The organism is Variovorax sp. DAIF25 (assembly GCF_050711835.1).
Lineage (GTDB): Bacteria > Pseudomonadota > Gammaproteobacteria > Burkholderiales > Burkholderiaceae_C > Variovorax.
Genome location: NZ_CP136636.1, coordinates 2,474,957 through 2,496,086, shown reverse-complemented (window position 1 = coordinate 2,496,086; position 21,130 = coordinate 2,474,957). Strand labels below are relative to the sequence as shown.

Here is a 21,130-nt window from a genome sequence, read left to right as displayed (position 1 = left end):
AACAAACGCACCGAGGAGAAGAGGACTTCCATGCACACCGATCCCGAAGACAGCCGGCTCGTCGAGCTGGCGCCCATCGAACCGGCCGCGAGCGACGAGCCGCCGGCGAGGAAGCCCGTGCACGGCATGCCCTTCGGCTGGTTCTGGCCGATGGGGATCGGCGCCGCGATGGCGCTGGTGCTGCGCCTGATCTTCAGCGGCGGCCCCGGCCAGCTCTACTCGGCCATGCTGGGCTCCTTCGTCTACCTGACGCCAGCGCTGTGCGGCGCGGTCACGGTCTACATGGCCGAGCGCATCGAGCGGCGCAGCTGGGGCTACTACCTCTGGGCGCCCTGGGTGGCGGCCGCGCTGTTCGTCGGCGGCACGCTGGCGGTGTTCATCGAGGGCCTGATCTGCGCCGCCTTCATCGTGCCGCTGTTCGCGGTGATGGGCAGCATCGGCGGACTGGCCATGGGCATCGTGTGCCGCATCACCCACTGGCCGAAGCAGACCCTCTACGGCTTCGCGCTGCTGCCGCTGGTGCTCGGTGCCATCGAGCCGAACCTGCCCAACCCCGACCGGTTCTCGAACACCTCGCGCACGCTCTTCATCGCCGCGCCGGCCGAACGCGTGTGGCACGAGCTCAACGCCGCGCGCGACATCCGCCCCGCCGAGGTCGACGGCGCCTGGGCCTACCAGGTCGGCGTGCCGATGCCGGTGTCGGGCGTCACGGTCGACACGCCCGAGGGCCGCGTGCGCCAGGTGCAGTGGCAGAAGAACGTGCACTTCGAGGAGGTCATCACCGACTGGCAGCCCAACCGCCGGCTGCAATGGCGCTTCCGTTTCTCGCCCGACTCCTTTCCCGCCGGCGCGCTCGACGACCACGTGATGATCGGCGGCCAGTACTTCGACCTGCGCGACGCCACCTACACGCTGACCCCGCGCGACGGCGGCACCGAGCTGCGCGTCGAGGTCTCGTGGCGGCTGAGCACCAGCTTCAACTGGTACGCCGACCGCGTCATGCACCTGCTGCTGGACGACGCGTCCGAGAACATCCTGCGTTTCTACAAGGCCCGCAGCGAAGGCACGGCCACGGCAGGCGCCATGATCCGTCCATGAACAAGGACACCCGCCCGGTCTTCCAGCAAGCGCTCGGCCCCGCCTGGGACCGGCTGGGCGACGCGATCCGCCGCCACTACACGATGGCCCCGCATTCGAACGACCACGTCTGCGTGCGCGGCACCATGCACGAGGTCCACCATGCGCCCTGGGCCGCGCTGCTGATGCCCTTCGGCCGGCTGTTCGGCGCCCTCGTGCCCTACACCGGGCGCGAGGTGCCGATCGAGGTCCACTACCGCTGCCGGCCCGACGACCCGCACCTCTACTGGGACCGCATCTTCCGTTTCGCGGGCCGCGCGCCCTTCCACTTCCGCTCGCACATGGAGCACGACGCGGCCGACGGCGCGCTGGTGATCGAGTACGTGCGCTTCGGTATCGGCATGCGCCTGGCGGTGAGCGCCGAGGACGGTGCGCTGGTGTTCCGCGACCGCGGCTACATCTGGCGCGTGGCCGGCCTGCGCATCCCGCTGCCGCTGGGCCTGCTGATGGGCACGGCCTATGTCGAGGAGCGGCCCGACCCGCGCGACCCCGACGCCTTCAGCATGCGGATGCTGCTGCGCCACCGCTGGTTCGGCGACGTGTTCCGCTACAGCGGCAGCTTCCGCCTGCCCGACGACCTTCCCGGCCCCAGGTGATCCGCGCCGGCGCCACAATCGCCCCACCATGCCGCGCCGCCCCGAGAACCTCTACCCGCAGTACCACGCCCACGTCTATTTCGGCCCCGCCACCGTGGCCCAGGCCCGCGCGCTGTGCGAGCAGGCGGGCCGCGAGCTGATGGTGGTGGTGGGCCGGGTGCACGAGCGCCCGGTCGGCCCGCATCCGCACTGGAGCTGCCAGCTCGCCTTCGACGCGGCCGAGTTCGACGCGGTCATCGGCTGGCTCGACAGCCACCGCGACGGCCTCGACGTGTTCGTGCACGGCGTGACCGGCAACGACCTCGCCGACCACACCGACCACGCGATGTGGCTGGGCAACGAGAGCGCGCTCGACCTAAGGATGTTCCGGCACTGACCGGGACGGCGCGTCCTCCGCCGCGCCGTGCACCTTGAAGAAGCGCGCCCCCTCCACCTTCTGCCCGATCGCCTGCTCGTAGGCCGCGCGCACCGCCTCGGGCTGCCCGGCCTGGCCGAAGAAATCCTTGAGATAGGGGCCGAGCAACGGATGCGCCGCGAGCTCCCGGCGCGGCAGGCCCTTGGCCATCTCCTCGCGACAGGCCGAGGGCAGGAACACGTCGCGGTTCTTCTGCGGATCGCGGATCAGCCCCTTGGGCTCGTGCGCCGGGTCGGCCTGCATCGCCTCCAGTTCCTCGAAGAAGCGGCGCCGCATCATCACGATGCCCTTGTCGCTCTGGCCGAGCTTCTCGCGCGTGCGGTCGGTGACGGCACCCTGCCCCACCCACACGGCGAAATCCTGGTTGGCGACGTGGCTGGTGATCCAGCGGCCCGTGACCGGATCCCGGGTGGGCCCGTACCACGACGGAATGCGTTCCTGCACATAGGGCTCCTGCTCGGTCGGCACGCGGCTCAACACCCACAGCACGCTCAGCGTGTGGTGGTCGTCGATCGGCACGCGCCATTCGAAGTGATGGCCGAGGAAGAAGCCGTTGGGCCACAGCGTGACGCGCCCCGCGGTCCACATCGGGTTGTCCTCGCGCTCGCCGCCGCGCAGCCGCCGGTAGACGAAGCCGTGCTCGAACTCCTCGAACGCGAGCTTCAGGTGCGTGGGCACGTACGGACCTTCCTCGCCCTGCAGCCGCGTGGTCCAGTTGTTGTGCGTCCACTCGAAGTGCACCGGGTCGATCGAGTTCTCCTGGCACTGGAACCAGTTGCACGGGATCTCGGCGAACACCGCCTGCGCGAAGCCGTTGGCGCAGTTGAACAGCTCCCAGTCGGGCAGCAGCGGCGCGGGCTGCGGCCCCATGTAGGCCCACAGCAGGCCGGCCTTCTCCTGCACCGGGTAGGCCTTGATCCGCGTGCTGCGGCGCATGCGCGCGCCCGGGTCCAGCGTCTCCTCGAAGGGCTGGTGCACGCACTGCCCGCCCGCGTCGTACTGCCAGCCGTGGTAGCTGCAGCGCAGCCCGCACTGCTCGACGTAGCCGTAGGCCATGTCGGCATTGCGGTGCGGGCAGCGCCGGTCGACCAGCCCGTAGCGGCCGCCGAGGTCCTTGTAGAGCACCAGGTCCTCGCCGAGGATGCGCAGCGGCTTGACCGCCTGCGCATCGAACTCGCTCGCACCGGCGACCGGGTGCCAGTAGCGGCGCAGGTAGTCGCCCATCGGCGTGCCGGGGCCCACTTCGGTCAGCAGGCGGTTCTTCTCTTCGCTCAGCATCGTCGTCTCCTGGTTCCTGGTCAATCCGCACGGATGCCGAACTCGCGCACGAGCCGGCCGAAGCGCTGGTCGTCCTGCGCGATCTGCCGCGCCAGCACGGCGGGCGCGCCGCCCACCGGCTCGATGCCCAGCGTGGCCATGCGCGCCTGCACCTCGGGCATGCGGAGGATCTCGTTGAAGTGCGCGTTGAGCGCCTGCACGATCGCCTCGGGCATCGCCCGCGGCCCGAGCAGGCCCATCCAGGCGTTCAGGTCCACGTCGCGCCAGCCGAGCTCGTACAGCGTGGGCACCGTGGGCAGCAGGGCCGCGCGCTGGCGCTGCGCCACAGCGAGCGGCAGCAGCTTGCCGGCCGCGATGTGGCTGGCCACGGCACCGGGCGTGATCCAGCCCACGCTCACATGGCCGCCCAGGGCATCGTTGACCACCGGCGCCACGCCGCGATAGGGCGCATGCACGAGCGCGATGCCGGCGTCGCGGTTGAACAGCTCGCCCGCGATGTGCATCGGCGAGCCCGCGCCCGGCGTGCCGTAGGTCAGCGCGCGCCCGGCCTTCGCGGCGGCCACGAGCTGGGTCGCGCTCTGCAGGCCGGTCGAGGGCGCCGTCACCAGCAGCAGCGGGATGTCGCCGGTCTTCACGATCGGCGTGAAGTCCCTGACCACGTCGTGCGCCACGCCGGGCCCGGCCTTGAGCACGTGCTGCGCGATCGGGAAGGTGCTGGGCGTGAACAGCAGCGTGTAGCCGTCGGCCGGCGCCTTCGCCACCCAGGCGTTGCCGATCATGCCGCTCGCGCCGGGCCGGTTGTCGATCAGCACCGGCTGACCGACGCGCTGCGACAGCTTCTCGGCATAGGTGCGCGCGATGGCGTCGGTGTCGCCGCCGGCCGGGTAGGCCACGACGATGGTGATCGGCCGCGCGGGCCAGGTCTCGGCGGTGGCGGTGGCGGCGAACGCGCTCAGCGCCGAGAACAGCGTCGCGGCCGCCATCGTCCGGCGCCGGAGTGGATTCATCATGGGCTTTCCTTTCTTGCCTGTGCGTGGAGCCACGGGATCGGGGCCAGTGCAATGTAGGAAGCCGGGCGCGGGGCCAGAAGATATAGTTTCACTGAGTGAACCACTTCGGAGGCCGCGGCATGTCGGACACCCAGGGCGCGCAGGGCGTGAAATCCATCGACGCGCTGCGCCGCGGGCTCGAGGTGATGCTCGCGATCCAGCGCTCCTCGGCCGCCACGCTGTCGGAACTCAGCCGCCAGACCGGGCTGTCGAAGGCCACGCTGCTGCGCATCCTCAAGACGCTGCAGCAGGCCGGCTGGGTGGAGCGCAACGAACTCGAGAAGCGCTACGTGCCGACCTCCGCCGCCGGCGCCCCGGGTCCGCTCGTCGAGTGGCGCGCGCGGCTGTCGGCGCTGGCGGCGCAACCGCGCGCCACGCTGCAGCGCAAGGTGCCCTGGCCCACCGACCTCGGCGTGCGCGACGGCAGCGCGATGCTGATCCTCGACGCGCACCGCCCGATCAACGGGCTGGCCGTGAACTACCGGGTGCTGGGCTTTCGCCCGCCGATGCTGATGTCATCGCTCGGGCGCTGCTACCTTGCCTTCTGCCCCGAGGACGAACGGCGCCAGCTCCTCGCGGCGCTCGCGCGTTCGCCGCACCAGGTCGACCGCGACGCGCGGCGGCCCGAGAACGTGCGCCGCATGGTGGCGAACGCGCGCGCCCAGGGCTACGTGTCGCGCGACCCCACCGCCACCAGCATGGATTCGCCCGACCGCTTCGGCGCCATCTCGGTGCCGGTACGACTCGACGAGCGCGTGGTTGGCTGCATCAGCTGCGCCTGGCTGCCCTCGGTGCGCAGCGAGCGCGAGATGGTGGCGCAGCACCTGGCCGACCTGCAGGCGGCCGCGCAGGGCATCGAGCGCAAGCTGCGGCAGGCCGGCTTCGAGCCGGCGCCGCCCCCGGGCTGAATCAGAACTCCGCGTCGAGCTCGTCGATCTCGTCGGGCTCCTGCTTCGCCGCCGCCACCCATTCCTTCATCGCGGGCAGTTCCATCACGCGCTTGCAGTAGGCCGTGCAGGCGCTGTCGAGCGCCACGTCATAGCTCAGGAAGCGCGTGACCACGGGCGCGTACATCGCGTCGGCGATGCCCGGCTGCTCGCCGAAGAGGTAGGGGCCGCCGTAGGCCTTGAGGCATTCGCGCCAGATCGCCACGATGCGGTCGATGTCGGCCTGCGCGCGCGACCACACCTTGAAGTTCTTGAAACGGGCCTTGATGTTCATCGGCAGCGCGCCGCGCATGGCCGCGAAGCCCGAATGCATCTCGCCGCAGATCGCGCGGCAGTGGGCGCGGGCCGCCACGTCGGCGGGCAGCAGGCCGGCCTTGGGCTTGATCTCGTTGAGGTACTCGCCGATCGCCAGCGTGTCCCACACCTTGACCGAGCCATGCTGCAGCGAGGGCACCAGCATCGAGGACGACAGCAGCAGCATCTCGGCCTTCATGGCCGGGTCGTCGGGCGGGATGATCTTCTCGCTGAAGTCCAGGCCCGCCAGCCTGCACATCAGCCAGCCGCGCAGCGACCACGCGCCGTAGTTCTTGCTGCTGATGGTGAGAACGGGTTTGGCCATCGGGTGTGCTCCTTGGTGCCGGCAAGCGCCGCCGGTGGCCTGCGACGTGCAAGCCCTGTGCCACCCGTTCCATCCCGGTGCGCCCGGCCTTGGCCCGCAACTTGCCTCTGCCACTGCAACGCACCACAACCATGCTCTACCGCGTCTACCAGAACCAGGCCGACCTGCTCTCCCCGCTGCGGCTCGCCTCCCAGTACATGGCGCGCGCGCTCTGGCAGGACGGCAGCGAGCGCACCATGCAGCGGCGGCTGGCGGCGCAGTGCGAGGTGTTCTCGCGCATGCGGCTCACCCACAGCCGGCCGCCCTACGGCATCGCCAGCGTGCCGGTCGACGGCGACGAGGTCGCGGTGCACGAGGAGGTGGCGCTGAGCGCGCCCTTCGGCACCCTGCTGCATTTCAGGAAGGACGGCGACCATCCCACGCACCCGCCCGTGCTGCTGGTTGCACCGTTGTCGGGCCATTTCGCCACCTTGCTGCGCGAAACCGTGCGCACCCTGCTGCGCGACCACGACGTCTACCTGACCGACTGGCACAACGCGCGCGACGTGCCGCTGTGGCAAGGCCGCTTCGGCCTCGACGACTACACGCTGCAACTCATGGCCTTCCTCGAGGCCGTCGGCCCCGGCGTCCACATGGTGGCGGTGTGCCAGCCCTGCGTGGCCGCGCTGGCCGCCACCGCGCTCATGGCCGAGGACGACAACCCCGCCACCCCGCGCAGCCTCACGCTGATGGCCGGGCCGGTCGACTGCCGCATCAACCCGACCGCGGTGAACCGCCTCGCCACCGACCGGCCCATCGACTGGTTCCGCCGCAACCTCATCAGCCACGTGCCGTGGCCGCATGCGGGCGCGATGCGGCGCGTGTACCCGGGCTTCCTGCAGCTCGCGGCCTTCATGAGCATGAACCCCGAGCGCCACAAGAAGCAGTTCGAGGACATGTACCGCCACCTGGTCGAGGGCGAGCTCGAGAAGGCGCACACCATCGGCAACTTCTACGACGAGTACCTGGCGGTCAACGACCTGCCCGCGGAGTTCTACCTCGAGACCGTGGAGCGCGTGTTCCAGACCTACGACCTGCCGCGCGGCCAGCTCACCGTGGGCGAGCGCACCGTGAACCCGGCCGCGATCCGCCGCACCGCGCTGCTCACGGTCGAGGGCGAGCGCGACGACATCTGCGCGGTGGGCCAGACAGTGGCCGCACAAGACCTCTGCACCGGCGTGCGGCCCTACCTCAAGGCCCACCACCTGCAGGCCGGCGTGGGGCACTACGGCGTGTTCAGCGGCAGCAAGTGGAACGCCCAGATCTATCCGCGCGTGCGCGAAACCATCCACGCAGCGGCCGAGCTGCACTGAGCTACGGCTGCGGCAGCGCGGCCTCCACCGCGGCCGGCTGCGCCGGTCGCCCTCCCGCCTCCAGGTATTTCCAGTACGCCACGTACCCCGAGAGGTAGTGCTCCACGTCGTCGATGCGCACGCGGAAGCTGTGGTGGCGGATGAAGAAGCTGCCCACGATGCGCTGCGGATTGCGGAAGAACATCGCGAGCTCGGGCCAGAAGTGCCCGCTCAGCAGGTAGCGCGCGCGCTGCTCGAGCGCGCGGTAGAACTTCTCGATGTCGAAGCCCTCGAGCAGGTGCGCATGCGCGGGGTCGGCCTGCAGCCGCGTCACCATCTTCTGCGCCGCCATCATCAGCTCGAGCAGGGTCGGGAAGGTGGTGATGCGGTTGAGCACGAACTCGAGGTGGTCGCGCACGTTGTCCAGGCCGAAGCGGAAATAACGCTCTTCCGGCCGGTACAGCGTGAGCTCGTTGACGCAGTAGCTGAGCCAGTGGTCGTGCGCCTCCCAGTGGCGCGCCTCGATGAAGTGCGCGAAGGCCTTCTCCACCGCGCGCAGCCAGCGCTCGTCGCGCGTCAGGCCGTACAGCCGCATCAGTCCGAAGGCGGCCTCGCCGTCGTAGTAGATGATCCGGTTCTCCTCCTTCACGCGCAGGTCCGGATGGTGGAGCACGTGCACGAAGCGGCCGCTGGCCGGGTCCTGCATGTGCAGGATGCCGAGCGCGAGCTGCTCCATCAGCGGCAGGTACTTCCGATCGCCCGTGAGCTCGGTGTACTTGACCATCGCGAGCAGGCACACGGCATTGCCGCCGAGCTTGATCTCGTCCTCGATATCGACCAGGAACGCGGCCTGCGCCCCATCGGGCAAGGTGGCGGGCCGGATCAGCTCGCCGGTCAGGTGGCCCAGCGCGCGGTCGATCGCCGCCTTGTGCTCGGGCTTGCGCGTCAGCTCCCAGCCCTCGATCAGCGCATAGGTCGAGCTCGCGTGGCGCAGCGCGTTGTAGGTGGGAATGGTGCGGTCGAAGCAGGGAAACCAGCCGTAGTGGTAGGCGCCCGAGCTCTTGACCTGGCGCGCGAGGTAGGCGGTGCTGGTCTCGACGATCCGGCGCACGCGCGCCGCGTCCCAGGCCGGCAGCCGGCGGTAGCCGCGGCCCACGCCCTCGTGCTCGATGCGGTGCGCCTCCTTGCCGTCGGTGAACACGGCGCGCGTGTCGAACACCCACACCGGCTGCTGCGGATCGGTGGGCCAGCTCAGCTCGCGCCCGTAGCGGTGCTGGCCGAACAGCCGGAGGTTCGCCGCGTTGGGCGTGGCCTCGTCGAACTTGCCGTCGTAGAGCACGGCATGGGCACCGATGTCCTGCTCGAGCATGGCCACCGACAGGTCGGCGTCGAAGGCGATGCCGCTGCGGAAGTAGTTGCGCTTGGTGGCCAGCAAGGCCTGCTGCAGCCCCTTCCAGTGCATCGCCTGCACCGTGTGGACCACGTCCGCGCGCAGCCAGATCGGCGCCGTGCTCTGCTTGCGCAGCCAGGTCTGCAGCAGTTGCGCGCCGCGGCGCCACACCTCGTCGAAGTTCCTGCCGCGCACCGTCACCACGTGCGCGCGCTCCTTGCCGTTGCAGGCCGACAGGAACAGCACGCCCGCGCCGGCGTCGTCGCCGCCAGCGCGAGCGCCCATGCATTCGTCCCACGCAATGGCCGACGCGGGCTTGGCCGAGGCCAGCAGTTCACCGAGGCTCATGGAATTCGAGGAGAGAGATCATTGGATGCGAGGATATGCGAGGTGTCCCGCGACTGACAGCGATGGACCGCGTGCGGTGCCGTTGCGCGCCTCACGGCAAGGCCGCCTGCAGTGCGAGGAAGTCCTCCAGCTCTCCGGAGCGGGGCACGCCCGACACCCTGGCCTGGTCGCGTACCACCTGGAGCACCTGCCTGAAGATTTCGCCGTCGTTCACGGACGAGCGCTGGTCGTCCTCGCGCCAGCCGAAGACGCGCCAGCCGTTGCGCGCGGCGATCCGGTGGTCGAGCGGGCCCAGCGCCTCGAGCAGCGCCTTGACGAAGGCAGCGCCGTGCAACCGGCCGTCATGGACCACCGGGCTGCCGTCCACGTAGGTGGCGCGGGCCAGGTCCGGCGGAAGATCGATCCGACCGGCCGGATCGAGGATGGCCGCGATCCGGTTCCACATTCCGCTGGTCGCGTAGGTCTGCGAGAACACCTGCTCCCGCAGCGCCTGCGGCGTGGCGGGCAGTTGCCGCTGCGGCGCCTCCCCCGCGCGCAATGCATGCTCGGCCCAGCGCGCGGTTCCTTCGAGGAACCAGCGCGGCTTGAACATGGTGTAGGCGTACTGGTACTGATGGAAGAGTTCGTGGATCGGCGTCACGTTCTGGTTCGAATGGCTGTTCAGCAGGTCGATGCGCGTTGCGCAACGGCCCGCCGGCCCGTCGCCGTCCAGGCGGTAGTTCATCGGTTCGTCGTAGGAGAGCCCGTTGCCCTTCTCCATCTTCAGCAGGAACACGTCGATCGAGGCTGCGCGCGCATAGCGCGGCTGGCGCAGCGGATGGGTCAGCCCCATCACCTCGGTGAACAGTCGCCGCCCCACGACCAGCTGCGTTGCCACGTCCTCCACCTTGTCGGGGACGCCATTGCCGTCGAGGTCGCGGGTGTCCGGCAGGGCATGCGGGCCTTCCAGCGCGTAGAAGATGCGGAACTCCTCGCGCACGTGGCTGCGGCTCAGCCCGGAAAGCACCGCATTGCGCCCTTCGCGGCAATCGGCGCTCGCGGCTTCTTGCGCAGCGGCGGGCAGGAGGATGCAGGCGGCGATGCATGCCAGCCATCGCGCCCGCGAACGCGCGCTCACGCGATGTGCACGGCCGTCGACGGGCCGGTTTCGATGGTCCGCGCCGGGCTTCGGGGCGGGCCCGTCAACAGCCCCACGACCCGAGCCAGGCCAGTGCCGTTGGAACTCTTCACGAGCACCACGTCCTCGTCGCGCAGCCACGCCCCCACCTCGGGCAGCAGCGCCCCGATGTCCGGATACCAGTCGCCCTTCATGTCCGTCCGCAGGCGTTCCCACAATGCTCGCATCTGCGGGCCGCACAGCAGTACCCGGTCCGGGCGCAGGTCGCGGATATCGTTCTCGAGCGCGAGATGCAAGCCCTGGGCAGCGCCCCCCAGCTCCAGCATGTCGCCCAGCACCAGCACGCGCGATGCCGGCGGTACCGTGTCGCCCGCATCGCGCAGCATCTGCAGCGCCGCCCGCATCGACGCCGGGTTGGCGTTGTAGGACTCGTCCCAGACCTGCACCCGCTTGCCCGCATGGAGCACATCGTGGCGTCGTCCGCGTCCGCGCAGCGGTTCGAAGCTCGCGAACCGCGCCGCCGCGGGCGCCACCGGCAGCCCGAGCGCCGCCACGGCCGCCAGCACGGCGGTGGCATTCATCGCCATGTGGCGTCCCGCCGCACCCAGCGCGAAGGCATGGCGGGTGCCCTCTATCTCGGCACGCACCATCGCGCCCTCGACACCGAGCAGGCGCGCGTCGCAACCTGGATGGCTGCCGAAACGCACCACCCGCAGGCCCGCGGCCGATGCCGCCGCTTCGAAAATCCCGCACTCCGGCATGTCGGCATTGATGACCGCGATGCCGCCCGGTGCCATGCCGCCATAGACCTGCGCCTTCTGCTTCGCGATGGTTTCCGTGCTGCCGAAGCGGCCGATGTGGGCCGGCGCGATGGCGGTCACGATGGCCACGTGCGCCTGCATCAGCCGGCTGCTGACGTCCATGCGCGCGACCGCCACTTCCTGCACCCAGAAGGCGGCGCTGCGGCTCATCGACGCGAAGTTCCAGCCGATGCCATGGGGCGAATTGGCGGTGGTGCGGCTGCGGTCGCTCTCGCCCGCGCTGGCCAGCGCATGCGCGGCCATGGCGACGGTCGAGGTCTTGCCCACACTCCCCGTCACGGCAACCACCGTGCCGGCGAAGCGGCGACGCGCATCGCCGGCGAGGCTGGCGATGGCTTCGCGTGGATCCGCCACCGCCAGCACTGGCAGGCCGGCCCGCGCATAGGCCGGCGCCATGTCCATCCGGGCGACGATGCCTGACGCGCGCTCGAGCATGCGCGCCATCGCGGCGTGCGTCAGCCCGTCGCCGCCCGCGGCTGCGAGCATGAGCTGCCCGGTCCTGAACTGGCTCGGCTCCACGCAGATACCGAAACCGCGCCAGGCGTCGCTCGCTGGCGGGATCACCCATTGACCACCCGCCGCATGGGCGAACTCGGCGGCCGACCAGCCGGATGCGCCGCCAGGAGCGGCGCTGACCGGTGGCGGCATCTCTTGCATCTGCGTCATCACGCCGCCATCGGTTGCCGGAGAGGCTGTGGATTGGCGGAGAAGGCACCGAGTTCGACCGGGCTGGCCTGCTCGTCCGCGGGCAGCCACGGCTGCGCGAGCGCCCTGAACGGAGGCGTGATGCCCAATCCCATCAGCAGGTGAACCCGATTTGACGGCTCGTTGCTGCGGTTGACGGCGCGATGGCTCAGGTCCACCCGCACCAGCCAGGCCGACCCGTCGGCCGGCAGGTGCACGCTCTCGATGCGCCCGTCGGCACGCTGCCATTCGAAAAAGCAGTTGGGGTTGGTGATGATCGGAATGTGCAGTCGCCAGGTTTCCTTGTTGGCGTCGGTGTGCAGCGGCATCTCCACGCCCTCGCTCTCGAGCTGCATGATGCGAGCCCGGTAGGGCTTCAGGCCGGAATTGAGCAACGCGTCCATCGTTCGGCCCAGGTAGCCGGAGCAGGCGTCGGTCGGTGTGACGCCGCGCACGCTCGGGCCACCGGAGATGCGACGGATCCCATCCTCTATCGTGCCGTCGCGGCTGGTCACGGCCCAGCCGATGTAGTCCACGCGGTTGTCTCGGTAGGGTATCGACGGCAACGTCTTCACGTGGTCCAGGAAATGCGCGCGCAGCGCGTCGATGTCGATCTTGAAGTTCGCCAGCCGGGCGAACATGACGTCCTTGGATTGGTTCACGGCTCTCTCTCCTCGGTTCCTCTGGATGAATGGCCATCGCGGACGATGGCGCCGGCCCGCGCGCGCGGGCGATGCGCAATGGCTGCGCAGGCGCTGCACGCCGAAGCGGCAGCGCGATCCGGGCACGGGGCCGGACCTAGGCGAGGAAGGCGGAAATCCGTGGCGGCCGCTTGGGCGGCGCGAGGAAGGTCGAGGAGGAGAAGGAGGCGAAGGAGCGCGGCAGCACGCCGGGCAGCACGATCAGTTCGAGCGCGTAGCCGTCGAACGCGACCTCGATGCCGTGGCCGATGTCCGTGTCGTCGGTGGACACCGAGGCGGACACGGAGGTGCCCGCGCCGCGCGGAAAGTCATCGCTGGAGGCCGAGGCATCCGACCACAGCGTCTGCGCGACGAGGTCGTGATGCAGGCCGGCTTCGACGAGGATCTGCGCGAACACCACCACGGCCTGACAGCACAGAAGGACCGCGAGGACGAGCGCGATGAGCGGGCGAGACATGACCGCGAAATCTTAGCGGCAGATACCCTGTCTAAGAAACAATTCGTTGACCTTTACGCAGGTATTCGGCGCACTGAGAACTACGGTTTACGGTGGGTTCTCGCGCCCTTGGCGACCCGCCGCACCGGCCGTTCGCCGGCCTGCGGCAGGCGCTCGCGCAGGAAGTCGATCAGCGCCTGCGCCGCCACGTTGCGCATCGGCCCCGGCAGGTAGGCCAGCACCACGCGGCGCTCGATGCGCGGCTTCGACAGCGCCAGCACCACCAGTTCGGGATCGCGCAGCGAGGCCGTGTACAGGCGCGGCATCAGCCCCAGCGCCTGCCCGCCGCGCACCAGCGCATAGAGGGTTTCGGAATAGCTCACGCGCAAGGGCTCGAGCCCCTGCGCGAACTGGGCGCGCGCGGGATTGCCGAGCGCCGGCATGCTGCCGCTCTCGAACAGCACCAGCCGCTCGCGGCCGATGCGCTCCCAGTCCGTCTCGCCGGTCGCGGCCAGCGCATGGTCGCGCCGCACCACCAGCACCAGTGGGTCGCGGAACAGGTCCACGCATTCGAGCCCGCCCGGCGGCTCGGTGATGGCGGCCACCGCCATGTCGAGCTGGCCGCTGCGCAGTTCGGCCAGCAGCGCGGTCGAGGGCGCGTCGCGCCATGACAGCTCGACCTCGCCGAGGCGCTCGGCATGCGCCGCCGCGAACTCGCTCGCAGCCGCGGCCACGCGCGCGGCGGCCGAGGGGATCACGCCGATGCGCACGAAGGCACGGCCACGCCGCACCGTGCTCTCGATGTCGCGCAGCGCCACCTCGACCGTGTGGACCAGGAAGTCGGTGCGCGCCAGCACCTCGGCGCCCAGCGGCGTGAGCTCGACGCGGTGCGTGGAGCGCGTGAGCAGTTGCGCACCCAGCAGCTTCTCGACCTGCTTGATCGCATTGCTGAGCGCGGGCTGGGTGATGGCCAGCCGCCGCGCGGCACGGCCGAAGTGCGCCTCCTCGACCAGCACCGAGAAGCACTGCAGCTGGCGCAGCGTGAGCGCGCGCAGCGGCAGCGAGGACGCAGCCGGTTCGGGCACCGGCAAGGGCTTGGGAGCGCGCGGGGAGGTGGCCATGCTTATAGATCGGGCGAATCAAATTATAGAAATTCAAAATTTTCCTTATCGCCTCGCCCTCACTAGACTGGCCCGCATGACCGCCAGCCCCTCCGCCAGCCCGTCTTCCGCCGCCCACGGCTTCGACCTCGAAGCCCTGCTGCGCGCCATTCCCAAGGTCGAGCTGCACTGCCACCTGTTCGGCACCGTGCGCCACGAGACCTTCAAGCAGCTCAACCTGCGCGCCGGCTCGCCGCTGGCGGCCGACGAGATCGAGGGCTTCTACACGCGCGGCGAGAAGCCCGTGGGCGTGCTGCGCGTGCTGCGCGCGCTCGACGCCGAGCTGGTGCGCGGCCCCGACGACCTGCACCAGCTCACGCTCGAATACCTGCAGGATGCCGCGCAGCACAACGTGCGCCATGCGGAGTTCTCGTGGAACCCGACCGGCACGGTGCAGGTGTCGGGCATCCCCTATGCGCTCGCGCAGGGCGCGATCGTGCGCGCGATCCGCGATGCGAAGCAGCAGTTCGGCATCGACGGTCGGCTGATCGGCGCCATCGACCGCGAGGCCTCGCCCGCGGCCGCGCTCGAGATGGTCGAGTGGATGGCAGCGAACCGCTGCGACGAAGCGATCGGCATCGGCATCGACTACCGCGAGGTCGACCGCCCGCCCGAGCTCTTCACCGAGGCCTATGCGCGCGCCCGGCAGGTCGGCCTGCGCACCACCGCGCATGCCGGCGAGTTCGGCATGCCCTGGACCAACGTGCGCACCGCGCTCGACGTGCTGCGCGTGGACCGCATCGACCATGGCTACACCGTGGTCGACGCGCCCGACTTCGCGCGCGAATGCGCCGAGCGCGGCGTGCTGTTCACCGTGGTGCCGACCAACTCCTACTACCTGCGCACCCTGCCGCCCGAGCGCTGGGCGCTCGACCATCCGATCCGCCGCATGCCGGGCCTGGGCCTGCGCATCCATCCCAACACCGACGATCCGACCCTGCACAAGGTCACGCCCACGCAGGCCTGGCTGATGATGGTGCGCGACTTCGGTTTCGGCCTCGACGACCTGCGCGACTTCATGCTCAACGGCCTCGACGGCGCCTGGATCGACGAGACGCAGCGCCGCGACTGGCGCGCGCAATGGAGCGACGCCTTCGACCACCTGCGCAGCCGCCTCGGCGATGCGCCGCCCTCTTCCCAAGCCCACGCCTGAAGCCCGCCATGAACCACCTCCGCCGTCCCCTGCTCGTGGCCGCGACGCTCTGCGCCACGCTGCCCGCCCTGCTGCCCACCATGGCCTCGGCCCAGCCGGCCTGGCCCGCGGCCAAGCCGATCACGCTGATCGTTCCCTACACCGCGGGCGGCAGCGTCGACGTCAATGCGCGCCTGGTCGCCACGCGGCTGGCCGAGCGGCTCAAGCAGGCGGTGGTGATCGACAACGTGGCCGGTGCCGGCGGCGCCATCGGCGTGGCCAAGGCCGTGGCCGCCGCGCCCGACGGCTACACGCTGGTGGTCGGCCCCGACAGCGCGATCGCCATCGGCCGGCTGGTCAACCCCTCGGCCTTCCGCTTCGATCCGCTCAAGGACCTGGCGCCGGTCGGCCTGCTCAACACCGCGCCGATGGTGCTGGTGGCGCGCCCCGGCCTGCCCGCGAAGAGCTATGCCGACTTCGTGCAGCTCGCCAAGGCCGCGCCCGGCAAGTACAACTACGCCACCTCGGGCGTGGGCACCGTGCTGCAGCTCGCGATGGAACTGCTCAAGCAGCGCAGCGGCATCTTCGTGACCCACGTGCCCTACCGCGGCGGCGCGCAGATCGCCACCGACGTGATCGGCGACCAGGTCGACCTCGCGATGCTCGTGAGCACCAGCGCCATCCCGCACGTCAACGGCAAGCGACTGCAGGCGCTCGGCATCACCGGCACCAAGCGGCTGCCCTCGCTGCCCGGCGTGCCCACCTTCGACGAGATGCCCGGCCTCAAGGGCTTCGACATGGTGAGCTGGACCGGCATCTTCGCGCCCGCGAAGACGCCCCCCGCCGTCGTCGCGCGCATCAACCAGGAACTCGAGGCCGTGCTGCAGGAGGAAGGCGTGCGCGGCAAGCTCGCCGAGCAGGGCGCATTGCCGGGCAGCGGCACGCCCGAAGCCTTCGGCCGCTTCGTGCAGGCCGAGTACGCGCGCAACCAGAAGATCGTGCAGACCGCCAACATCAAGGAATGAGCGCGGCGCGGCCGCCATGGCGCATGATCGATCGCCGCACCGTCACCGGCCTTCGGAGATCGACCCCATGCCGACCGCGTATCTGCTCCCGCGCCTTCGCCTGCTGCTCGCGGCCCTGCTGCTGCCCGCCCTGCTCGGCGCCTGCGCCAGCCTGCCGCCGCCCGTGGCGCAGGCGCCCGTCGCCGCGATCGGCGACTACGCCACCACGCCGCTGAACGCCATCGCGCAGCAGGCACTGGCACCGGGCAACGCATCGGGCTTTCGCCTGCTGCCCTACGGCCCGACCTCCTTCGCCAGCCGCATCGAACTCGCGAAGCTCGCCACCCGCAGCCTCGACGTGCAGTACTACCTGCTGGCCGGCGACAACACCGGCCGCGCCCTGATGCGCGCGCTGCGCGATGCCGCCGCGCGCGGCGTGCGCGTGCGATTGCTGGTGGACGACCTCTACACCACCGGCGAGGACGACCTGCTGCTCGGGCTGGCCAGCCATCCGAACGTGGAGGTGCGCCTGTTCAATCCCTTCCCGGCGGGCCGAGGCAGCGACCTCACGCGCTTCGCCGCCTCGGCCATGGATTTCGAGCGCATCAACCGGCGCATGCACAACAAGCTGTTCGTGGCCGACAACGCTGCCGCCGTGGCCGGCGGGCGCAACATGGCCGACGAGTACGTGATGAACGCCAGCGCCAGCAACTTCATCGACATGGACGTGTTCGCCGCGGGCCCGGTGGTGCGCGAACTCTCCGACGCCTTCGACCACTACTGGAACAGCGAGGCCGTCTATCCCGTGCAGCGCATCGCGCGCAGCAGCCTGTCGTCGGCGCAGCTGCGGCAGGCCTTCGAGGAGCGCACCGCCACCGCCAAGCCGCCGCAGGCGCCGCGCATCCCGGCCGACGGCATCATCCCCAACGCGACCGAGGGCGAGCCGGCCTCGATCCCGCTCGAGATGGTGCCGATGATGAACCTGCCCTTCGAGCTGGCCGAGCGCAGGCTGAGCCCGCTGCTCATGGCCGACGCGCGCGTGCTGTTCGATCCGCTGACCAAGACCCAAGGCTGGAACGAGCGCGAGAACTCGAACAAGGGCACCGTCACCGAATCCGTGGTGCGCTGGTTCCGGACCGCGCAGCACACCATCAAGATGGTGTCGCCCTACTTCGTGCCTTCCGACGCCGCCGTCGTCAGCCTCGCGGAAGCGCGCGCCGAGGGCCTGCAGGTCGAGCTCGTCACCAACTCGCTGGCCTCCACCGACGAGCCCTGGGTCTATGTCGGCTACTGGCCGCACATCCACCGGCTGCTCGAGGCCGGCGTCGACATCTACGAGCTGAGCCCCTCGCTGAGCGTGCACCGCGGCAAGCTCGGCCTGTTCGGCCACGGCACCGGCGCGCTGCACATGAAGAACGGCATCGTCGACCATCGCCAGGTCTTCCTCGGCTCGATGAACCTCGACCCGCGCTCGGCACGGCTGAACACCGAGCTGGGCCTGATCATCGACAGCCCCGACATGGCGCGCCAGCTCGAGAGCTTTGCCGACACGCGCAGCTTCTACCGGCTGCGGCTCGATGCGAAGGGCCTAAACGTCGAATGGGTGGACCAGGACGACGACACGCGCGTGTTCGACGTGCCACCCGAGACGACGGCGTGGCAGCGCTTCAAGCTGAGGCTGCTGGGGCCGTTGATTCCGCAGAGCCAGTTGTAGCCGGCGCGCGCCGCATCCAGGCGACGGGCCACTACCATGCCCGCATGTCCCGCTCCGAACGCCTGCTCGCTCTGCTCCAGACCCTGCGCCGCCATCGCCGGCCCATCAGTGGCCAGGCCCTGGCCGAGCAGCTCGGCATCAGCCTGCGCACGCTGTACCGCGACATCGCGAGCCTGCAGTCGCAGGGCGCGCTGATCGAAGGTTCGCCCGGCCTCGGCTATGTGCTCAAGCCGGGCTACGTGTTGCCACCGCTGATGTTCGGCCCCGAGGAGATCGAGGCGCTCGCGCTGGGCCTGCGCTGGGTGGCCGACCGCGGCGACAAGGCCCTGTCCGGCGGCGCGAACGATGCACTCGCGAAGATCGCCGCCGTGCTGCCGCCCGAACTGAAGCGCGAGCTCGAAGCCTCCGCGCTGCTCGTGGCCGTGGGAGCGAAGCGCGTGCCGGCCGCGGTCGAACCCGATCTGCTGCGCGCCGCGATCCGTGCCGAGCACAAGCTGCGGATCGGCTACAGCGATCCCGACGGGACCGCGTCGCAACGCGTCATCTGGCCCTTCGCGCTCGTGTACTTCGAGCAGTCGCGCGTGCTCAGCGCCTGGTGCGAACTGCGCAACGACTTCCGCAACTTCCGCGCCGACCGCATCGTCGCCGCCGAGATGCTCGATGCGCGCTACCCCCAGCGTCGCCAGGCGCTGCTCAAGGCCTGGCAGCAGCGCGTGAAGGAAAGCGGCCGCACGATACTGCCGGAATCTGACATGCCCTCTCCCTAAGCTCGCGCCCATCGTTCATTCATTCAGGAGATCGGCGTGAAGTTTGCATCCGTGCGTCTAGTCACTCAACAATTCGAAGCCCTCGTTGCGTTCTACGCGCGCCTGTCGGGCACCGAGGCCACCCGGCTGGCCGACGGCTTCGCGGAGATCCGGCTGGAGGGCGCGACGCTGGCCATCTCCGAAGAGCATCTCGTGCAGCGCTTCAATGTCGGGGCCGCGACGGCCGCATCGAACCGCTCGGCAATCCTCGAGTTCGAGGTCGCCGATGTCGAGGGCACGCTGGCGCACATGGAGGAAGCGGCCGAGGTCGTGATGCGGCCGACCACGATGCCGTGGGGCAACCGGTCGCTGTTGCTTCGCGATCCGGATGGGAGTCTGGTGAACGTGTTTTCGAGGCCGGCGGGCTAGCGAGGCCCGTCGGCGTTACACGCGTTACGGCCGAGACGTCCCTCGCTTGCCAGTCGGAGGACATGAACGCCGGTCTTTTCTACGATGGCGACCCATTCCCCGTCCCTTCCATGAAAAGTCCGCTTCGCCTCCTGCCCATCGCCCTGTTCGCACTGCTCGCCACCCTCGCAGCCACCACCCACGCCCGCACCCTCTGCACCGCCATCGCTGACGCGACCACCGGCCAGTTCATCGTGAAGCAAGGCCGCTGCGACGAACGCGTCACCCCCGCCTCCACCTTCAAGATCGCGATCGCGCTAATGGGCTTCGACGCGGGCGTCCTCAAGAACGAGCACGACCCCGTGCTGCCCTTCAAGGAAGGCTATCCGGCCTGGGTCGAGGGCTGGAAGCAGCCGACCGATCCGCAGCGCTGGCTCAAGCTGTCGGTCTTCTGGTTCTCGCAGCGGGTGACCGAATCGCTGGGCGCCGAGCGCTTCGCGCGCTATGCGAAGGACTTCGACTATGGCAACGCCGATGTATCGGGCGACCCGGGCAAGCACAACGGGCTCGAGCGTTCATGGGTCGCCTCCTCGCTGCGCATCTCGCCGCGCGAGCAGGTCGAGTTCCTGCGCAAGCTGCTGTCGAACCGGCTGCCGGTATCGCCGCATGCGATCGAGATGACGCGGCGTTCGATGGAGACGACCGAGCTGCCCGAGGGCTGGACGGTGCAGGGCAAGACCGGCGCTGCCTACCCGAAAAAGGCCGACGGCTCGCTCGATGAAGCCCATGGCTATGGCTGGTATGTCGGCTGGGCCACGCGCGGCGAGCGCACGGTGGTGTTCGCGCGGCTGACGCAGGACGACCGGAAGCAGGCGACGACACCGGGCGTCCGCACGCGCGACGCGCTGCTGCCGGCCCTGCCCGCGCTGATCGGTTCCGCCGCGAGATGACGACGGCACCGAGCCTCGGGCCGCGCAGCACGCGCATCGATGTGCTGCGCGGCATCGCGATCCTGCTGGTGCTGTTCCACCACTTCAACATCGCCTACCGGCTCGACGGCACCGTGCTGTCGCAACTCTTCGGCTGGGAAGCGGTGCGCGCGGTGGCGCGCAACGGCAACTACGGCGTCACGATGTTCTTCGTGATCTCGGGCTTCCTGATCACCTCGAACGCGCGGCGCCGCTGGGGCGCGCTGCAGGACGTGAAGGCGCGCGCCTTCTACGGCCTGCGCGTGGCGCGCATCGTGCCGTGCCTGCTGCTCCTGCTGGTCGCGGTCAACCTGCTGGCCTGGGCGGGCGTGGCCATCTTCCAGAACCGGGCGCCGGCAGGCGCGACCCCGTTGCCGCTGTGGCTGGTCAACCTCGCCTCGCTGACCTTCTGGATGAACGTGGTGGTCGACAAGTACGGCTGGACCAACTACGCGCTCGGCGTGCTGTGGTCGCTGTCGGTCGAGGAGGTCTTCTATCTCTTCTTCCCGATGCTCTGCGCGCTGCTGCGCCGGGAGCGCCGGCTGATCGCCTTCTGGCTCGCGATCGCGGTGCTGGCACCGGTCTACCGCTTCCATCGCCAGGACGACGAAGGCGGCTACCTCTATGCCTACTTCGCGGCCTTCGACGGCATCGCGATCGGTTGCTGCACGGCGCTGCTCGCGGACTCGGTCGTTCTCTCCACGCGACTCAAGACGCTGCTGTCGTGGACCGTGGCGATCGCCATGGTCGTCCTCTACCTGCGATGGCCGATCGCGCAGAGCCATGTGCTCGGCGTCACGGCGATGGCGCTGGGCACGGCCGTGCTGCTGGCGACGATGAGCGATCGATCCACAGACGGCACGGCGCCCGCACGCCTTCGCTGGCTCTCCACCGCCTTCGGATGGTTCGGCCGGCGCAGCTACGAGCTCTACCTGTTCCACCTGATCGTGCTCGGTCTGCTGCGGACCCTGTTTCCGCCCGCGCTCGCGAGCGGCGGCGACAGGATGTGGCTGCTCGGTGGCTACATGCTGCTGTCGATGGCGCTGTGCGATGCCATCGCGCGCTGCTACAGCGAGCCCCTGAACCGCTGGCTGCGAAGCCGCTTGTCCGCTTCACGCGCCTGAACCCC

General features: G+C 69.9%; 21 protein-coding genes. 12 read left to right on the top strand and 9 right to left on the bottom strand.

From position 1 onward, the window contains the following. Positions 1 to 30: 30 nt before the first annotated feature. The 3 genes from R0232_RS11415 to R0232_RS11405 are packed head-to-tail and all read left to right on the top strand — an operon-like array spanning position 31 to position 2,109. Entirely contained in the window at positions 31 to 1,098 is a 1,068-nt protein-coding gene (locus R0232_RS11415; RefSeq protein ID WP_431512176.1) for an SRPBCC family protein, read from the top strand. Further along, positions 1,095 to 1,733: a DUF4166 domain-containing protein gene (locus tag R0232_RS11410; protein ID WP_431512175.1), complete on the top strand. Its 639-nt coding sequence runs from the start codon at positions 1,095 to 1,097 to the stop codon at positions 1,731 to 1,733. The genes R0232_RS11415 and R0232_RS11410 overlap by 4 nt, the downstream gene beginning before the upstream one ends. Positions 1,734 to 1,761: 28 nt before the next feature. Further along, on the top strand, positions 1,762 to 2,109 hold the full coding sequence (locus tag R0232_RS11405) for a DOPA 4,5-dioxygenase family protein (RefSeq protein ID WP_093343195.1): 348 nt from the start codon (positions 1,762 to 1,764) through the stop codon (positions 2,107 to 2,109). Here the strand turns inward: R0232_RS11405 and R0232_RS11400 are convergent. Next, positions 2,089 to 3,426: a Rieske 2Fe-2S domain-containing protein gene (locus R0232_RS11400; protein ID WP_431512174.1), complete on the bottom strand. Its 1,338-nt coding sequence runs from the start codon at positions 3,424 to 3,426 to the stop codon at positions 2,089 to 2,091. The two genes, R0232_RS11405 and R0232_RS11400, sit on opposite strands and share 21 nt — an antisense overlap. A 20-nt stretch (positions 3,427 to 3,446) precedes the next feature. Then, a complete protein-coding gene (locus R0232_RS11395) occupies positions 3,447 to 4,433 on the bottom strand; it encodes a tripartite tricarboxylate transporter substrate-binding protein (protein ID WP_057592464.1) in 987 nt (328 codons plus the stop codon). Between the two features lie 122 nt (positions 4,434 to 4,555). On the opposite strand from R0232_RS11395, the gene R0232_RS11390 reads away from it, so the two are divergent. Further along, positions 4,556 to 5,383 carry a helix-turn-helix domain-containing protein gene (locus R0232_RS11390; protein WP_431512173.1) on the top strand — a complete coding sequence of 276 codons (828 nt, stop codon included), beginning with the start codon at positions 4,556 to 4,558 and terminating at the stop codon, positions 5,381 to 5,383. 1 nt (position 5,384) lies between these two features. Here the strand turns inward: R0232_RS11390 and R0232_RS11385 are convergent, their stop codons facing one another. After that, complete coding sequence (locus R0232_RS11385; RefSeq protein WP_057592442.1) at positions 5,385 to 6,041, bottom strand: glutathione S-transferase; 657 nt, start codon at positions 6,039 to 6,041, stop codon at positions 5,385 to 5,387. Between the two features lie 131 nt (positions 6,042 to 6,172). Here R0232_RS11385 and R0232_RS11380 point away from each other — a divergent pair, with 131 nt between their 5' ends. Beyond that, complete coding sequence (locus R0232_RS11380) at positions 6,173 to 7,393, top strand: polyhydroxyalkanoate depolymerase (RefSeq protein WP_431512172.1); 1,221 nt, start codon at positions 6,173 to 6,175, stop codon at positions 7,391 to 7,393. Between the two features lies 1 nt (position 7,394). Here the strand turns inward: R0232_RS11380 and R0232_RS11375 are convergent, their stop codons facing one another. The 6 genes from R0232_RS11375 to R0232_RS11350 form a co-directional block, all read right to left on the bottom strand. Further along, positions 7,395 to 9,110 carry a Mur ligase gene (locus R0232_RS11375; protein WP_431512171.1) on the bottom strand — a complete coding sequence of 572 codons (1,716 nt, stop codon included), beginning with the start codon at positions 9,108 to 9,110 and terminating at the stop codon, positions 7,395 to 7,397. Positions 9,111 to 9,201: 91 nt separating this feature from the next. After that, positions 9,202 to 10,227, bottom strand: coding sequence for a hypothetical protein (locus R0232_RS11370; protein ID WP_431512170.1), 1,026 nt, complete (start codon positions 10,225 to 10,227; stop codon positions 9,202 to 9,204). Beyond that, positions 10,224 to 11,714, bottom strand: a complete 1,491-nt coding sequence (locus tag R0232_RS11365) for a Mur ligase family protein (protein WP_431512169.1) — start codon at positions 11,712 to 11,714, stop codon at positions 10,224 to 10,226. Before R0232_RS11365 ends, R0232_RS11370 begins: the two co-directional genes overlap by 4 nt. Continuing rightward, positions 11,714 to 12,394, bottom strand: coding sequence for an aspartyl/asparaginyl beta-hydroxylase domain-containing protein (locus R0232_RS11360; protein WP_431512168.1), 681 nt, complete (start codon positions 12,392 to 12,394; stop codon positions 11,714 to 11,716). The genes R0232_RS11365 and R0232_RS11360 overlap by 1 nt, the downstream gene beginning before the upstream one ends. Positions 12,395 to 12,530: 136 nt before the next feature. Then, positions 12,531 to 12,890, bottom strand: coding sequence for a hypothetical protein (locus R0232_RS11355; RefSeq protein WP_431512167.1), 360 nt, complete (start codon positions 12,888 to 12,890; stop codon positions 12,531 to 12,533). Positions 12,891 to 12,970: 80 nt separating this feature from the next. Continuing rightward, the gene (locus R0232_RS11350; protein ID WP_431512166.1) at positions 12,971 to 13,990 is read right to left on the bottom strand and encodes a LysR family transcriptional regulator; all 1,020 of its coding nucleotides are present in this window, start codon (positions 13,988 to 13,990) and stop codon (positions 12,971 to 12,973) included. 76 nt (positions 13,991 to 14,066) lie between these two features. On the opposite strand from R0232_RS11350, the gene R0232_RS11345 reads away from it, so the two are divergent. The 7 genes from R0232_RS11345 (at position 14,067) to R0232_RS11315 (ending at position 21,125) form a co-directional block, all read left to right on the top strand. Next, entirely contained in the window at positions 14,067 to 15,182 is a 1,116-nt protein-coding gene (locus R0232_RS11345; protein ID WP_431512165.1) for an adenosine deaminase family protein, read from the top strand. A gap of 8 nt (positions 15,183 to 15,190) precedes the next feature. After that, the gene (locus R0232_RS11340; protein WP_431512164.1) at positions 15,191 to 16,186 is read left to right on the top strand and encodes a Bug family tripartite tricarboxylate transporter substrate binding protein; all 996 of its coding nucleotides are present in this window, start codon (positions 15,191 to 15,193) and stop codon (positions 16,184 to 16,186) included. A gap of 67 nt (positions 16,187 to 16,253) precedes the next feature. Next, positions 16,254 to 17,879, top strand: coding sequence for a phospholipase D family protein (locus R0232_RS11335; protein WP_431512163.1), 1,626 nt, complete (start codon positions 16,254 to 16,256; stop codon positions 17,877 to 17,879). Between the two features lie 44 nt (positions 17,880 to 17,923). After that, positions 17,924 to 18,646, top strand: a complete 723-nt coding sequence (locus R0232_RS11330; protein ID WP_431512162.1) for a helix-turn-helix transcriptional regulator — start codon at positions 17,924 to 17,926, stop codon at positions 18,644 to 18,646. A gap of 36 nt (positions 18,647 to 18,682) precedes the next feature. Beyond that, positions 18,683 to 19,054, top strand: a complete 372-nt coding sequence (locus tag R0232_RS11325; RefSeq protein WP_431512161.1) for a VOC family protein — start codon at positions 18,683 to 18,685, stop codon at positions 19,052 to 19,054. Positions 19,055 to 19,164: 110 nt separating this feature from the next. Further along, positions 19,165 to 19,983, top strand: a complete 819-nt coding sequence (blaOXA, locus tag R0232_RS11320; protein ID WP_431512160.1) for a class D beta-lactamase — start codon at positions 19,165 to 19,167, stop codon at positions 19,981 to 19,983. After that, positions 19,980 to 21,125, top strand: coding sequence for an acyltransferase family protein (locus R0232_RS11315; RefSeq protein ID WP_431512159.1), 1,146 nt, complete (start codon positions 19,980 to 19,982; stop codon positions 21,123 to 21,125). The genes blaOXA and R0232_RS11315 overlap by 4 nt, the downstream gene beginning before the upstream one ends. Positions 21,126 to 21,130 lie beyond the last annotated feature (5 nt).

Bases quoted from the DNA above. Each gene is read 5' to 3' on its own strand.
- R0232_RS11395 (WP_057592464.1), bottom strand. From the start codon at position 4,433: ATGAATCCACTCCGGCGCCGGACGATGGCGGCCGCGACGCTGTTCTCG.
- R0232_RS11330 (WP_431512162.1), top strand. From the start codon at position 17,924: ATGTCCCGCTCCGAACGCCTGCTCGCTCTGCTCCAGACCCTGCGCCGC.
- R0232_RS11410 (WP_431512175.1), top strand. From the start codon at position 1,095: ATGAACAAGGACACCCGCCCGGTCTTCCAGCAAGCGCTCGGCCCCGCC.
- blaOXA (WP_431512160.1), top strand. From the start codon at position 19,165: ATGAAAAGTCCGCTTCGCCTCCTGCCCATCGCCCTGTTCGCACTGCTC.
- R0232_RS11350 (WP_431512166.1), bottom strand. From the start codon at position 13,990: ATGGCCACCTCCCCGCGCGCTCCCAAGCCCTTGCCGGTGCCCGAACCG.
- R0232_RS11405 (WP_093343195.1), top strand. From the start codon at position 1,762: ATGCCGCGCCGCCCCGAGAACCTCTACCCGCAGTACCACGCCCACGTC.
- R0232_RS11315 (WP_431512159.1), top strand. From the start codon at position 19,980: ATGACGACGGCACCGAGCCTCGGGCCGCGCAGCACGCGCATCGATGTG.
- R0232_RS11365 (WP_431512169.1), bottom strand. From the start codon at position 11,714: ATGACGCAGATGCAAGAGATGCCGCCACCGGTCAGCGCCGCTCCTGGC.
- R0232_RS11415 (WP_431512176.1), top strand. From the start codon at position 31: ATGCACACCGATCCCGAAGACAGCCGGCTCGTCGAGCTGGCGCCCATC.
- R0232_RS11340 (WP_431512164.1), top strand. From the start codon at position 15,191: ATGAACCACCTCCGCCGTCCCCTGCTCGTGGCCGCGACGCTCTGCGCC.
- R0232_RS11400 (WP_431512174.1), bottom strand. From the start codon at position 3,426: ATGCTGAGCGAAGAGAAGAACCGCCTGCTGACCGAAGTGGGCCCCGGC.
- R0232_RS11385 (WP_057592442.1), bottom strand. From the start codon at position 6,041: ATGGCCAAACCCGTTCTCACCATCAGCAGCAAGAACTACGGCGCGTGG.
- R0232_RS11380 (WP_431512172.1), top strand. From the start codon at position 6,173: ATGCTCTACCGCGTCTACCAGAACCAGGCCGACCTGCTCTCCCCGCTG.
- R0232_RS11390 (WP_431512173.1), top strand. From the start codon at position 4,556: ATGTCGGACACCCAGGGCGCGCAGGGCGTGAAATCCATCGACGCGCTG.
- R0232_RS11355 (WP_431512167.1), bottom strand. From the start codon at position 12,890: ATGTCTCGCCCGCTCATCGCGCTCGTCCTCGCGGTCCTTCTGTGCTGT.
- R0232_RS11335 (WP_431512163.1), top strand. From the start codon at position 16,254: ATGCCGACCGCGTATCTGCTCCCGCGCCTTCGCCTGCTGCTCGCGGCC.
- R0232_RS11375 (WP_431512171.1), bottom strand. From the start codon at position 9,110: ATGAGCCTCGGTGAACTGCTGGCCTCGGCCAAGCCCGCGTCGGCCATT.
- R0232_RS11345 (WP_431512165.1), top strand. From the start codon at position 14,067: ATGACCGCCAGCCCCTCCGCCAGCCCGTCTTCCGCCGCCCACGGCTTC.